Genomic DNA, 13,943 nt, shown 5'->3' on the forward strand with positions numbered 1-13,943 from the left:
GCGAAGGAACGAGAAAGGTATCCATGCGACGCACCTTCGCACGTCGGACGGCCGTCATCGGTTCGACCGCACTGCTGCTCCTCGGCCCTGCCGTTGCCATCGCGCAGGCCGAACCCGAGACCGAACCCACGCAGACATCGTCTCTGCCGGCCGAGCTCGTCGAGGCGTTGCAGCGCGACCTGAACATCGATGCCGAGCGCTTCCTCGCCGATGCGCAGCGCAGCCAGGATCTCGCCGCGTTCGCCGAGAAGGCACGGGAGCAGTTCGAAGCCGTCTTCGCCGGTGTGTGGCTGGACGACCAGGGCACCGCCACCGTCGGCCTCACCGAGGGTGACGGCTTCGAGGAGGCCCGCAAGGCCGCCGAGGATGCCGGATTCGCCGTCGCCGAGACCGAGCGCAGCGAGGACGCCCTCGAAGATCAGCTCGGCGCGCTGGGCGACTGGCTCGAGACCCAGCCGCCCGCCGTCGCCGACGTCATCCGCGGCATCGCCATCGACGTGGTCAACAACGACGTCGTCGTGCGCACCGACAATGTGTCCGGCGTCGAGCTCCCCGACTTCCTCGACGGCGTGCGCGTGCTGTTCGCTCCCGCCGAACTGACCCCGGAGGGCGCAACCGACCTGCAGCCCATCGCCGGTGGTCTCGGCGCGCCCGACGCGCTCTTCGGCGGCGACGCCTATGCCGCGCTCGGTGCCGGCGAAGGGCTCCGTTGCTCGCTCGGCTTCAACGCCGAGGACGGCAGCGGACGTCCTGTGAACATCACCGCCGGTCACTGCGACCCCAACCGCGCCCAGGCCGGTACGCGATGGGCGTCCCAGGTCCACCAGCTCGTCGGCGAGAACCTGGGTCAGCACCTCGGCTCGTTCGAGAAGACGGTGCTCGACCGCAGCGACTACGCGCTGATCCGTCCCTCCGCCGAGGCCGCAGCCCGCTTCGAGAACAACGGCGTGCGCGTTCCGTTCGCCGCTCCGCTGACCATCACGGGCGTCGCGGATCCCGTCGTCGGCGCTCCGGTCTGCAAGTCGGGCCTGCGCACCGGCTACAGCTGCGGCGTCGTGACGGCCGCCAATCAGAACGTCGAGATCGGCCACCGCGTGCTCGAGAACGGCTTCTCTACCAACCTGTGCGCCCTGCAGGGCGACAGCGGTGGCACCCTCGTCACCGGCACTCTCGCCCTCGGCATCTCCAGCGCCTCGAACGTCGGCCAGTACGGCATGTGCGAGATCGCCGGGTTCGTCAGCGGCCTGCTCGGTGAGAGCCCTGAACTGTTCGCCACGCCGATCAAGACGGTCCTGGCCGAGAACCCGGGCCTGAAGGTCCGCACCTGGTAATCCCCAGAACATCACGAAGGTCCGCTTCCCACGGGGAGCGGACCTTCGTCGTTCGTCGGGGCGTACGGCCGTGCCGGTCGACGCGGGCTCGGGGGCTGCTTGCGGAAGCCCTGGAATGGCCCTGAGTCCTGATGGTGAAACGTCTCCGAGCTGCGATTCCCAGGAAGCCGACCACGTCCGGGATGTTGCGCCGAATGTCTGTTTAGCGTGGGTTACGATCCTCGCACCCCGGCCGATAGCGCCATCCCTCGAAAGGACTTCACTTGAGCAGCGAGATCTTGATGACCAGCCTCGAACTCGGCTTCGACATCCTTGGCTATGTCTGGGACATCATCCGCCACGGCAGCCGACTCATCGGGTCCATCTAAAGACACCCGATTCGAGCTGAAAGCCCTGTCCGTACTTCCGGACAGGGCTTTTCTGTGCGCGTTCCGACGCCCGGACAGAGAACGGCCGCTGTAAGGAGCTCGTCCTTACAGCGGCCGTTCGAGTTCGAATGCCTAGCCGACTGGAATCAGTTGGCGTAGACCGTGGTGCCCGGGGGCGCGGCAAGGGTCTGGATGAGACCGATGCCTGCAATGATCAACGTCGGACCACCGGCGACAATAGTGCCGATGACGCCGCCGATACCGGCACCCAGCGGGATCGAAGCCAGGCCCACAGGGCCGCCGAGCAGGCCGAGACCGCCCACCACGGCGCCGATGATGGTTCCGGCCAGGCCGCCGACCGCCGTCGCGATACCTAGCTGCGACGCGAAGTTCTGCTGAGCCTTCAGGTTCTCGTCCGGCGAAGCGACATCGGTCAGCTTCAGGGCGACCGGCGTGAGGCTCGCGCCGACCTTGTCCTCAGGGGCGACGGGGGTGGCCTTCGACAGGTCGGTGACCGGGGTCAGCGTGAGGGTCTTGCCGTCCTCGCTGATCTGACGCTCGAAGGGGAGCTGCAGATCGCCGAGCTGGATGGCCAGGGGCAGGCTGAGAACAGTGTTGCCGGCGTTGTCCTGAAGTTCGACGCTCTCGCCGTCACCGGAGACCTGGAACTCGCCTGCGTCGATGACGGTGACCACCGAGTCGCCCTCGATCTTGGACTCGTAGTTGATCTCGTCCTGCGCAGCGGGCGCCGCGTGCGAGGTACCGGCTGTGATGCCCATGGCGGCGATCGTCATCGTCGCCACAGCGGCAAGCTTCTTCAGCTTCATACTTTTCCGTTCTGTGACATGGCGCACGCCTGTTAAGACGCCCCCATTCTGCTGTATCGACCTGGAGTTCTAGGTCCCCCGACGTGTACATCCCACGTGCGAACCCCACGTACCGGGCAAATCATAACCGACATCACATCCGGAGCGTTATACCCCTTTGTCCGAATGGACACCGCATCGTGGCCGGTAGAGCGTGTCGTGACCTCCGTGTGACATACGCCTCGTTTCGGGCGAGTTAGGACATCCTGCGCGACGGCGGTATCGCGTTTGACCTCTAGCGTGTCCGGGCACACGGTCTCCGATTCGACGCAGATTTTGCTACTGGCGGGTAACTCCAGTTCAGACCAAGTTACCGGTGGGTAACTTAGCTTGCGTTACGATGCGGTGACTCATACCAGGCGGCACGACGCCGCCCCCGACACGAAAGGCCACGTATGAATGCCCTGACGATTACGTTGGGCACGATCGGCGTGCTGCTGAGCCTCGTGTGTTGGTTCGCGTTCATCAGCGGCGCATTGAAGATGGTCAACACGATCCGGGTCGGCCAGCCGGCCCCGGACCGCTGGCGGCCGTTCTTCCCGCGCTTCAAGCAGATGGTCGTCGAATTCCTCGCGCACACGAAGATGGTCAAGTTCCGGACCGTCGGCTGGGCGCACTGGCTGGTGATGGTCGGCTTCATGCTCGGCGCGATCGTCTGGTTCGAGGCCTACGGCCAGACGTTCGACCCGAGCTTCCACTGGCCCCTCATCGGTGACACCGTCGTCTATCACTTCATCGACGAGATCCTCGGCCTCGGCACGGTGATCGGCATCCTGACGCTGATCTACATCCGCCAGCGCAATCATCCACGTCAGCCCGGTCGGATGTCGCGCTTCAGCGGCTCGAACTTCAAGGCCGCCTACTTCGTCGAAGCGGTCGTACTGCTCGAGGGCCTGGGCATGATCCTGGTGAAGGCCGGCAAGATCGCCACCTACCACCACCACAACGCCTACACCGACTTCTTCACGATGCAGGTCGCCCGGATCCTTCCGGAGAGCCCCGAACTCGTGTCGGTCTTCGCGTTCATCAAGCTCATGTCGGGTATGGTGTGGCTCTACATCGTCGGCCGCAACATCACGTGGGGTGTCGCATGGCACCGCTTCTCGGCCTTCTTCAACATCTATTTCAAGCGTGAGGACGACGGCGGTCCCGCCCTCGGTGCCGCACGTCAGATGATGTCCGGCGGCAAGCCCGTCGACATGGAAGACGCCGATCCGGACAAGGACACCTTCGGTGCCGGCCGCATCGAGGACTTCACGTGGAAGGGCTGGCTGGACTTCACGACCTGCACCGAGTGCGGTCGTTGCCAGTCGCAGTGCCCCGCCTGGAACACCGGTAAGCCGCTGTCGCCGAAGCTGCTCATCACGTCGCTGCGCGACCACGGTTACGCCAAGGCTCCCTACCTGCTCGCGGGTGGTCGCACCGATCTCGGTGGCGACGAGGTCGGCCTGGTCGACGCCGAGGGCAACCCGGACGAGGCCAAGCTGGCGAAGATCCCGGCGTCGGCTCGCGAGGAGTCGGGTCGCAAGCTCGTCGGCGAGACCGAGGGACTGCTGGAAGCAGGCGAGCTCGCTCCCGTCATCGACACCGAGACCCTGTGGTCGTGCACCAACTGTGGTGCGTGCGTCGAGCAGTGCCCGGTGGACATCGAGCACGTCGACCACATCATCGACATGCGTCGCTACCAGGTGCTCATCGAGTCGGACTTCCCGTCCGAGCTCGCGGGTCTGTTCAAGAACCTCGAGAACAAGGGCAACCCCTGGGGGCAGAACGCCAAGGACCGTCTCAACTGGATCAACGAGATGGAGTTCGACATCCCGGTCTTCGGCCAGGATGCCGATAGCTTCGACGGCTACGAGTACCTCTTCTGGGTCGGCTGTGCCGGTGCCTACGAGGACCGCGCCAAGAAGACCACGAAGGCCGTCGCCGAGCTCCTCGCGACCGCCGGCGTGAAGTTCATGGTCCTCGGCGCCGAGGAGACTTGCACCGGCGACTCCGCTCGCCGCGCGGGCAACGAGTTCCTGTTCCAGCAGTTGGCGCAGCAGAACATCGAGGTCCTCAACGGTGTGTTCGAGGGCGTCGAGCAGAGCAAGCGCAAGATCGTCGTGACGTGTGCGCACTGCTTCAACGCGCTGAACAACGAGTACCCGCAGGTGGGTGGCAGCTACGAGGTCGTCCACCACACGCAGCTGCTCAACCGTCTGGTGCGGGCGAAGAAGCTGGTCCAGGTCAAGGCCGTCGGCCAGGACGTGACCTACCACGACCCGTGCTTCCTCGGACGGCACAACAAGGTCTACAACGCTCCGCGTGAGCTGATGGCGGCGTCGGGCGCGAAGCTCGTCGAGATGCCGCGTCACGGCGAGCGGTCCATGTGCTGTGGTGCCGGTGGTGCCCGCATGTGGATGGAGGAGAAGATCGGTAAGCGCATCAACATCGACCGTGTCGACGAAGCGCTCACCACGAATCCCGCCAAGATCGCGACGGGCTGCCCGTTCTGCCGCGTCATGCTCACCGACGGTGTGACGGCGCGTCAGGAAGAGGGCAAGGGCGAGGGCGTCGAGGTCATCGACGTTGCGCAGCTCATGCTCGAGTCGATCTCTCGCATCGAGGCTGCGAAGCTCAGCGACAACCTCAAGGTGGTCCAGCAGCCGAAGACTCCGGTCGAGGTCGAGGAGACCGCGGAAGAGGTCGAGAAGGAGCGCGTCGAGGAGGTCGAGGCGGCAGCGGCAGCGCCGGCTGCTCCGAAGACCACCGGTGTCCCGAAGGCCGGCGGCCTGCAGATGAAGGGCGGTCTGAAGGCTCCGGGCGGACCGAAGGCTCCCGGGGGCGCGAAGGCTCCTGCTGCCGAAGCTGCCGAGGCACCGGCAGCGCCGAAGGCTAAGCCGGGCGGCCTGCAGATGAAGGGCGGTCTGAAGGGCCCGGGCGCGAAGAAGGCTGCGGCGCCGGCCGCACCGGCCGCGTCGTCCGAGGCTTCTTCTGCTCCTGAGACCGAGGCACCGGCAGCGCCGAAGGCGAAGCCGGGCGGGCTGCAGATGAAGGGCGGTCTCAAGGCACCGGGCGCGAAGGCCCCGGGCGCTGCGAAGCCGGCCGCACCTGCTGCTCCCGCCGCTCCTGCCGAGTCGTCGGACGCTCCCGCTGCCGAAGCACCCGCGGTGCCGAAGGCGAAGCCGGGCGGACTGCAGCTCAAGAGCGGCCTGAAGGGACCGGGCGCCAAGAAGGCGGCTCCGGCGGCGTCCGCAGCTCCGGCTGCACCTGCCGAGGAGGCACCTGTTGCCGAGGCTCCCGCGGCGGAGTCGTCTACGGCCGAGGCGCCTGCTGCGGAGCAGCCGAAGGAGTCGGTGATCCCGAAGGCGAAGCCGGGCGGACTGCAGCTCAAGAGCGGTCTGAAGGGTCCGGGCGCGAAGAAGGCTGCGCCTGCCGCTCCGGCGAAGGCGGAGCCGACGCCGGAACCCGAGCCGGTCGCCGAGGCTCCGGCTGAGCCCGAGGCGCCCGCGACCGCGGCGAAGCCGGAGGTCGAGGCACCGAAGGCGAAGCCGGGCGCGCTCGGCTTCAAGCCCGGCGCGAAGGCACCTGGCCGCAAGTAGGTACGCAACGCGAGGTTGAGGCTCGCAACGCTGGCAGTGACTGCTGGCGTTGCGAGCCTTACTTCTTTGTTGCGTACCTCCCCGTCGGCCCGCTCCCCCGCGCCGCCCGTGCGAACGCCTCCCGCACCTTCGTTGCGACGGCGCCGCGGGTCCCGAGGTCCTGCCACGTCCACCGCACCACCGTCCACTCCGCGTGACGCAGTGCGTCCTCCCGCAGCTTCTCGCGGTAGACCACGTCCTCGGCGGCGGTGGTCGCGACCCCGTCGCGGCGGTACTTGATCCGACCGTCGAACTCGCCGATCACACCGTGCTCCGGCCACAGGAAGTCGACGCGAGCGAGCCACCTGCCGTCGGCGCAGAAGACGTCCACCTGCGTGAGCGGCATCGGGATCTGCTCACGGACGAACAGAACCCTGCTCCGCGACTCGCCGGCGCTGTCGCTGCACCCGCTCGACAGCTGCACGGCACGACGCGCGTGCGCGATGCGGGGATGACTCCCCATCCGTTCCACGGAACGGTCAGCTCGTCGGAGGCAACCAGCCCCGCTCGCAGCGCACTGTCGGCAAGTACGACGGCCTGCTCCACCGGCACCGTTGCGGCCACATCCGTGATCGTCCGTGCGACCGACAGCACCCGCGCACCCCTCCGATCCACGACGTCCGCCTCACGGAAGAGCGCCGCGTGCATGGCGCGGCCGGGTGTCCTCCGCGCTCCACTCGGCGCGTTGCGGGTGAGGTGCACATCGTCGAGTGGGATCTGCCAGACGTCGAGCCCGTGCAGCACCGCGGCCGATACGTGGCTCAGCGCCGAGGTCGGTCCTGCATTGGCGATGAACGCCCGTGCCCGAAGAGCATGTCGAGCGTGATCGTCGGCCCCCGCATATTGGTCGGACTGGACGAAGACTCCCGACGCGAGCCGAGTCCACGTTCCGTTCCGCACCAGACGTCGGATCTCCGCATCGGTGACGCCGCGCGCATTTGCCTCGCGCCGCAGAATCAACTCCCCCATGGCGCCTAGCATCGCCCGTCGCCCCGGGCCGCAGGTGCCTACGAGGACGAATCGGCCGGATCTGTGGATGAACCGACCGCCTGTGGATGAACCGTCAGGACGCGCCGATCGCGGGACCGAGGACGGGCCACGAGTTGTGCAGGTCGTCCTGCCAGTAGCCCCAGTTGTGGGTGCCGTCATCGTGGATGTCGATGGTGGCGGGGATGCCCAGTTCGTCGAGGCGCGTCGCCATGCGTCGGGTGCAGTCGGCCGCTGCGGCTTCGATGAGTCCGCCCTTGATGACCACGTCGGCGAGGTCTTCCTCGTCCTTGATCCACTCGGATTCGAGATTGTCGTAGCGGCCGGGCAGGCCGGTGCGCGACGACAGGTACAAGGTGGTGCCGCGCAGTTTCTCGGCGTTGACGTAGGGATCGTGGGCGACCCAGGTGAGGTCGTCGAACGGACCCCACATGTTGAGCGGGTTGCCGAAGAAGCGGGCGGTGGCGGCGCCGGCGTCGGCGAAGATCTCGGGATCGAATTCGCCTCGGACGTCGACGTACTGGGCGATGGTCAGTGGAATGTCGCCGAGCAGATGCTGGGCGAACCAGATCCCGCGTTGGGCCGACGAGAGCGGGAAACCGTCGCCGGTCTCCCCGACACGGCGCCTAACTGCGACCACCGTATCGTGCCTGAATCGCATTTCGTTTCTCAGGCTCAATATTGATTCGCGAGAAATCGTGACTGTAGTGCTCGAGCAGTCGCGGGTCCATGATGCGCCGCCACAGCGGCGGGAACAGAGCCAGGATGATCAATACCGCGTAACCGGCGGGTAGCTGCGGCGCCTGCGGCATCGACCGCAGGGTCTGGTAGCGGCGCAGCGGATTGGCGTGATGGTCGCTGTGCCGTTGCAGGTTGTAGAGGAACAGGTTGGAGCACACGTGGTTGCTGTTCCAGCTGTGCTGGGGCTGCACGCGTTCGTAGCTGCCGTCCGGGCGCTTCTCGCGCAGCAGCCCGTAGTGCTCGAGATAGTTGGCGCCTTCGAGGAACATGATCGCCATGACGGCCTGGACGACGAGCCACGGGGCGATCGACCAGCCGAACACCGCGATGAGCACCGCGTAGAGGACGACGCTCAGCGCCCATGCGTTGAGGATGTCGTTGTGCCGCAGATTCCAGAACGACGTGCCGCGACGTTCGAGCCGGCCCTTCTCGTAACGGATCGCGGAACGGAGGCTGCCGAACACCGAACGGGGCAGGAAGCGCCAGTAGCTCTCTCCCATGCGGGCGGTGGCCGGGTCCTCCGGGGTCGCCACACGGGCGTGGTGTCCACGATTGTGTTCGACGTAGAAGTGGCCGTAGAACGACTGGGCGAGCGCGATCTTCGCGAGGCGCCGCTCGAGGGTGGTGCGCTTGTGTCCGAGTTCGTGCGCCGCGTTGATGCCGACACCGCCGACGATGCCGAGTGTGGCGGCCATCGCGAATCGTTCGGCGCCGCCCATGGGCTGCGACACCCACATCCAGCACCCGAATGTCAGGCCCGCGTATTGCAGTGGGAGATAGAGATAGGTGCAGTAGCGGTAGTACCGGTCGTTCTCGAGCGTCCGCATCACGCTCTCGGGCGGATTGCTCGTGTCCAGCCTCGCGAACGCGTCGACCAACGGGCAGACGACGGCGATGACCAGTGCACCGGTGGCCCAAAAGACGCCGAGGTGGAGGTATTCGACGAGGAAGTAGGCGATGAAGGGGCTCAGGGGGACGACGAGTCCGTACAGCCAGAGGCGTTTCTTGGGGTCGGTCCATCGATCGTGTGTCGCACTGCGAGGAGTAGCCGAATCCACAAACACCAATCCCCCAGGAAGGAAAAACCGTCCGGTACGAATCCCCCCGCACCGGAGAAAACAAACTGTTACCCCACGAACCGGATATACCTTACAAGCAGTACTTACCGACGGGTAGGCCTACGCCTCCCGGCTGTGACGGAGAGCACACGACGACGGCGCCGCACCGGAAGTGCGACGCCGTCGACCGCGGAATTCTCGAAAGAGTGCGACCTAGATGGCGCGCACACCCTGAGCCTGCGGGCCTTTCTGCCCCTGGCCGATCTCGAACTCGACTCGTGCCCCCTCGTCCAGGGTCTTGAAGCCCGAACCCTGGATCTCGGAGTAATGGACGAAAACGTCTGCTCCCCCACCATCCTGCTCGATGAAGCCGAAGCCCTTTTCCGCGTTGAACCACTTGACAGTGCCCTGCGCCATACCACTTGCTCCTTGCATTCCCCCACGTCACCCCGACGTGAGGCCTAGATGGACCTCGATCATCGCATTGATCCGGACATTCGTCGCGCCTTGTTTCCCAACTCGTTACCGCAACCGGCAAAACGCGGATGAAATCCTGTTGCGGCACGGTGGCACGATGTAACCCGTGACTACCGAGGAGCAAGGCCAACTTCACCATCACATCAGCCGTCGGCTCGAGCAGTCGTCGAAGCTCCAGAACGTGCTCTACGAGATCCGCGGGCCGGTGCACGCCCACGCCGCGCGGCTCGAGGCCGAGGGGCATCGCATCCTCAAGCTCAACATCGGCAACCCCGCGCCGTTCGGGTTCGAGGCGCCCGACACGATCGTGCAGGACATGATCGCGGCGCTGCCCCACGCGCAGGGCTACTCGGAGTCCAAGGGCATCGCCTCCGCCCGTCGCGCGATCGTCACGCGCTACGAGCTCGTGCCGCGCTTCCCGAAGTTCGACATCAACGATGTCTACCTGGGCAACGGCGTCTCCGAGCTCATCACCATCACGATGCAGGCCCTGCTCGACGACGGCGACGAGGTGCTCATCCCGGCACCCGACTATCCGTTGTGGACGGCGATGACCTCGCTCGCCGGTGGCACCCCCGTGCACTATCTGTGCGACGAGACCAATGACTGGAACCCGGACCTCGACGACATCGAGTCCCGGATCACCGACCGCACCAAGGCGATCGTGGTGATCAACCCGAACAACCCGACGGGCGCCGTGTACTCGCACGAGGTGCTCGAGGGGATCGTGCGCCTCGCCCGCAAGCACCAGTTGCTGCTGCTCGCCGACGAGATCTACGACAAGATCCTGTACGACGATTCGAAGCACGTCTCCCTCGCGTCGCTGGCCCCCGACCTGCTCTGCCTGACCTACAACGGCCTGTCGAAGGCGTACCGGGTCGCCGGCTACCGGTCGGGCTGGATGGTCATCACGGGCCCGAAGGATCACGCAGAGGGCTTCCTCGAGGGCGTCGACCTGCTCGCCTCGACCCGCTTGTGCCCCAATGTGCCGGCCCAGCACGCCATCCAGGTGGCACTCGGCGGTTATCAGAGCATCGAGGACCTGGTACGGCCCGGTGGGCGCCTGCTCGAGCAGCGCGACGTCGCGTGGGAGCGCCTCAACGCCATCCCGGGCGTGAGCTGCGTGAAGCCGCGCGGTGCGCTCTACGCCTTCCCGCGTCTGGATCCGGAGGTCTACGACATCCACGACGACGAGAAGCTCGTGCAGGATCTGCTGCTGCAGGAGCGCATCCTCGTCACGCAGGGCACGGGCTTCAACTGGCCGAACCACGACCATCTGCGCATCGTCACGCTGCCGTGGGCACGCGATCTGGCGGTGGCGATCGAGCGGATCGGTAACTTCCTGTCCTCCTACAAACAGTAGGAACAGGGCTTCCGACCCCGGGCTGGCAATCGTTGCCGAACAGTTATGTTGTGCCTTTCGGGACCAAAGTCCCTGTTTGGAGGCACGGTCGACCTACCCGAACGGACAGTTTGTCGGCTTCGTGACCATCGACACATGCCAACCCCTCCCCCAACCCGGGTCGGAACCAGTAATTTGGCTATGGCACTAAGCACTACGCACTGTGCCGGGCTCCCTGATCGATCGCCATCCCCCCTGTGCGAGATCAGGTGACGGTGGCGGGGACACCCCCCCTGCTCCCCGCCACCACCAGCCCCAACCATCTCGCCTCTTGGCTAGCCTGTCCGGGTGAATCACGGACACGGCCATTTCGGCCACGGACACGGCCACGGGCAGGACGAAAGTCCCATCCCACTCGGACCCATCGCCGCGAAGATCGTGGTCGGCCTGCTGGCTGCGATCGGTCTCCTGGTGCTCTTCGGCACCGCCCTGTTATGGCCGAGCAGCCGTGCCGTGGACATCCCCGCCCCCTTTCAGACGAGTAGCGGCGGCGCGGTCGTCACCGAAGCCGGAACGGTCGTCGAGCAGAACACCGGCCCGTGCGGCAGCGCGTCCTTCGGGCGCGTCTTCACCGGTGAGCCGTCCCCTCCCTCGAGCAACGCCTTCGACTGCGAACGCAGCATCGTCGCCATCGAATCCGGTCCCGACGACGGTGCCCGGACCCTCCTCGAGGTGATCCCCGGCCCGGGTCAGCCCGATCTACAGACCGGCGACGAGATCCGTCTCGTCCGCCAGACCGATCCGGCGGGCGCCACCCAGTACTCCTTCTACGACTACGCCCGCGGCTTCCCGCTCGCGCTGGTGGTCGCGGTGTTCGCTGTCGTGGTGGTCGCGATCGCCCGCTGGCGCGGTCTGCGGGCCCTGATCGGCCTGGTGGTCGCGTTCGGTGTGCTGGTGGTGTTCATGCTCCCGGCGCTCCTGGACGGCAAACCCGCCGTGCCGGTCGCACTGATCGGCGGTGCACTGATCCTCTACGCGGTGCTGTATCTGGCGCACGGTGTGAATCTGAGGACCAGTTCGGCGCTGCTCGGCACGCTCGCCTCGATGGTCGTCGCGGCCCTACTGTCCTACGTCGCGATCCGCATGACACATCTGACCGGTCTGTCGGAGGAACAGAACACCGACGTGCAGCTGTACATCGGGCACGTGTCGATCTCGGGCCTACTGCTGGCGGGATTCATCATCGGCTCGCTCGGTGTGCTCAACGACGTCACCATCACGCAGGCGGCGTCGGCCTTCGAACTCGCCGGGCTCGATCCCGAGTCGTCACGTCGTGAGATCTTCTCGGCGGCGATGCGCGTGGGCCGCGACCACATCGCCAGCACCGTCTACACGCTCGTCCTCGCCTACGCGGGCGGCGCGCTGCCTCTCCTGCTGCTGTTCTCGGTGGCCGGGCGGTCGATCACCGATGTGATCACGAGCGACGCCGTGGCGATCGAGCTGGTCCGCGCATGCGTCGGCGGCATCGCGCTCACGTTGTCGGTGCCGCTCACCACGGCGATCGCCGCCGTGCTCGCGCGTACCGACGCCCCCGGACAGCAGACGGGTGGCCGGCACGCGCGACGCGCGTGAGCGGGTGACTCAGGGAAGCCGGATCTGCGGCAGCGGCGGCAGCTCGATCGTCGGCAGCGGCGGCAGCGTCGGGACCGGCACTCCCAGCCCCGGGATGGTCGGAGCCGGAGCGGGCGGAGGTTCGGGGGCCGGCGGAACCGGGCGCGGTGAATGGGTGGTCGGAGCCGGCTCCTGCTCGACCGTGGTGGTCGTGGTGACCTGCGTGGGCGCTACCGCCGGCGCGGGGTTCTGCCGCGGCGCGTTGGTGGTCGTCGGGATGTACGACTGGGTGGGGCTCGTCTCGTCGGTCGACGAACTCGTGAAGCCGGTGCTCAGCGCCACGCCGATGACCGCGACGACCGCGAGAGCCGTGCCCGCGATCCCGGCGCCGGAGATCTGCCTGCCGCTGACCGACGGACCGCGACCGGCCAGCGACGACCACCACGGCTTCTTCGCGTCGGCGGACTCCGCACCGCTGGCGGCAGCCGTGGGCGCAGCGGCCGCGGCGGCGACGACCGGGATCTGCTCGGTGTCGGCGCTCGTCGACGGGGGCTGACCCGGCACGATGCGCGTGAGGGTGCTCACCGGTTGCGAGGTGGCCGGTTGCGCGGCGGCCAGGGCCCCGCCCTTGGCGAGGACGAGTTCGGGCTCGTGCGGCACCACCAGGGGCAGGCCGAGCCAGGAGCGCAGCACCTCCTGCACGAGCGGGATGTGCGCGCCGCCGCCGAGCAGGACCACGGCCTCGGGGTTGCGACCGGCACGGGAGATCACCTGGTGCACGAATTGCGCCGACGACTCGACGCACTGCGCGATGAGCGGATCGAAGGTCTCGCGCGACATGAGCACGACCCCTGCCGCGCCCGGCACGGCCACGGTCTCGCTCTGCGAGAGCTTCTCCTTGGCCTCGCGGCACTGGGCCGACAATTCGTCGTCGGTGGCGGGGTCGTCGGGGCGCCACACACCGTTGGTGTCGAGCTGGTGGTCGCGGATCACGTTGTCGAAGACGCGGCCGCCGATGCTGTCGGTGCGTTCGGCGAGCACCTCGCGGGAGACGAGGTCGACGACGGTGACGGTGAGCCCGGCGTCGCCGAGGTCGTAGAAGACGGCGGTGTTGCTGCCGAGCTCGCCGGTGGCCTGTAGATAGGTGACGGCGGCTTCGGGTTCGGAGACGAGCAGGTAACGGTCGATGTGCTCGACGGCCATTGCCGCGCGCAGGCGCTCGCCCTGGGCCTGGTCGCGATAGACCAGTCCCACCCGCTCGATCGGATCGCCCGCCACACCGGTCTGGAAGAGCACCCCGAGGGTGCCTGCCGCCAGCCGCGCCGGATCGTCCTTACCGGTTTCGACCACCTGGAACTGGAACCCCGCCGTCGGGGTCGTTCGATCCACCGGCCGCACCACCCGAACGGCGCTCTCCCCCACGGTCACACCGAGAATAGAACTCATCAGCCGCCTTCGACGTTGGATGCGCCAGCCGCGTCAGCTTCCCCCGGCGCCCGAAATCACCGACGATGGTACAGAACGTTACCGGCGGGTCAC

Annotated in this window: 10 protein-coding genes; 4 read left to right on the forward strand and 6 right to left on the reverse strand. The window is 66.9% G+C overall.

Features of this window, described 5'->3' with window-relative positions; genetic code table 11:
- Nucleotides 1–23: 23 nt before the first annotated feature.
- A complete protein-coding gene (locus tag BO226_RS16330; RefSeq protein WP_071935700.1) occupies nt 24–1,331 on the forward strand; it encodes a S1 family peptidase in 1,308 nt (435 codons plus the stop codon).
- Nucleotides 1,332–1,845: 514 nt separating this feature from the next.
- Here the strand turns inward: BO226_RS16330 and BO226_RS16335 are convergent.
- Nucleotides 1,846–2,526 (reverse strand): hypothetical protein, encoded by a 681-nt coding sequence (locus tag BO226_RS16335; protein WP_024101930.1) that lies wholly within the window; start codon nt 2,524–2,526, stop codon nt 1,846–1,848.
- 434 nt (nt 2,527–2,960) lie between these two features.
- On the opposite strand from BO226_RS16335, the gene BO226_RS16340 reads away from it, so the two are divergent.
- Nucleotides 2,961–6,149 carry a (Fe-S)-binding protein gene (locus BO226_RS16340; protein ID WP_071935701.1) on the forward strand — a complete coding sequence of 1,063 codons (3,189 nt, stop codon included), beginning with the start codon at nt 2,961–2,963 and terminating at the stop codon, nt 6,147–6,149.
- Nucleotides 6,150–6,207: 58 nt separating this feature from the next.
- On the opposite strand, the gene BO226_RS28170 is transcribed toward BO226_RS16340, so the two are convergent.
- The 4 genes from BO226_RS28170 to BO226_RS16360 form a co-directional block, all read right to left on the reverse strand.
- Nucleotides 6,208–6,651, reverse strand: a complete 444-nt coding sequence (locus BO226_RS28170) for a hypothetical protein (protein WP_232237976.1) — start codon at nt 6,649–6,651, stop codon at nt 6,208–6,210.
- A 600-nt stretch (nt 6,652–7,251) separates the two neighbouring features.
- Nucleotides 7,252–7,815: a hypothetical protein gene (locus tag BO226_RS16350; protein WP_198040563.1), complete on the reverse strand. Its 564-nt coding sequence runs from the start codon at nt 7,813–7,815 to the stop codon at nt 7,252–7,254.
- A complete protein-coding gene (locus BO226_RS16355; RefSeq protein ID WP_071935702.1) occupies nt 7,802–8,974 on the reverse strand; it encodes an alkane 1-monooxygenase in 1,173 nt (390 codons plus the stop codon). The genes BO226_RS16350 and BO226_RS16355 overlap by 14 nt, the downstream gene beginning before the upstream one ends.
- A 213-nt stretch (nt 8,975–9,187) precedes the next feature.
- Nucleotides 9,188–9,391 (reverse strand): cold-shock protein, encoded by a 204-nt coding sequence (locus BO226_RS16360; protein ID WP_006553044.1) that lies wholly within the window; start codon nt 9,389–9,391, stop codon nt 9,188–9,190.
- A gap of 166 nt (nt 9,392–9,557) precedes the next feature.
- On the opposite strand from BO226_RS16360, the gene BO226_RS16365 reads away from it, so the two are divergent.
- Nucleotides 9,558–10,814, forward strand: coding sequence for a pyridoxal phosphate-dependent aminotransferase (locus BO226_RS16365; RefSeq protein WP_071935703.1), 1,257 nt, complete (start codon nt 9,558–9,560; stop codon nt 10,812–10,814).
- Between the two features lie 327 nt (nt 10,815–11,141).
- Nucleotides 11,142–12,425, forward strand: a complete 1,284-nt coding sequence (locus tag BO226_RS16370; protein WP_071935704.1) for a YibE/F family protein — start codon at nt 11,142–11,144, stop codon at nt 12,423–12,425.
- A gap of 9 nt (nt 12,426–12,434) precedes the next feature.
- Here BO226_RS16370 and BO226_RS16375 read toward each other — a convergent pair whose 3' ends face one another.
- The gene (locus BO226_RS16375) at nt 12,435–13,850 is read right to left on the reverse strand and encodes an Hsp70 family protein (protein WP_071935705.1); all 1,416 of its coding nucleotides are present in this window, start codon (nt 13,848–13,850) and stop codon (nt 12,435–12,437) included.
- Nucleotides 13,851–13,943: the final 93 nt, after the last annotated feature.

Source organism: Rhodococcus sp. 2G, assembly GCF_001886355.1.
Taxonomy (GTDB): Bacteria; Actinomycetota; Actinomycetes; order Mycobacteriales; family Mycobacteriaceae; genus Rhodococcus; species Rhodococcus pyridinivorans.

Bases quoted from the DNA above. Each gene is read 5' to 3' on its own strand.
- BO226_RS16330 (WP_071935700.1), top strand. From the start codon at position 24: ATGCGACGCACCTTCGCACGTCGGACGGCCGTCATCGGTTCGACCGCA.
- BO226_RS16335 (WP_024101930.1), bottom strand. From the start codon at position 2,526: ATGAAGCTGAAGAAGCTTGCCGCTGTGGCGACGATGACGATCGCCGCC.
- BO226_RS16340 (WP_071935701.1), top strand. From the start codon at position 2,961: ATGAATGCCCTGACGATTACGTTGGGCACGATCGGCGTGCTGCTGAGC.
- BO226_RS28170 (WP_232237976.1), bottom strand. From the start codon at position 6,651: ATGGGGAGTCATCCCCGCATCGCGCACGCGCGTCGTGCCGTGCAGCTG.
- BO226_RS16360 (WP_006553044.1), bottom strand. From the start codon at position 9,391: ATGGCGCAGGGCACTGTCAAGTGGTTCAACGCGGAAAAGGGCTTCGGC.
- BO226_RS16375 (WP_071935705.1), bottom strand. From the start codon at position 13,850: ATGAGTTCTATTCTCGGTGTGACCGTGGGGGAGAGCGCCGTTCGGGTG.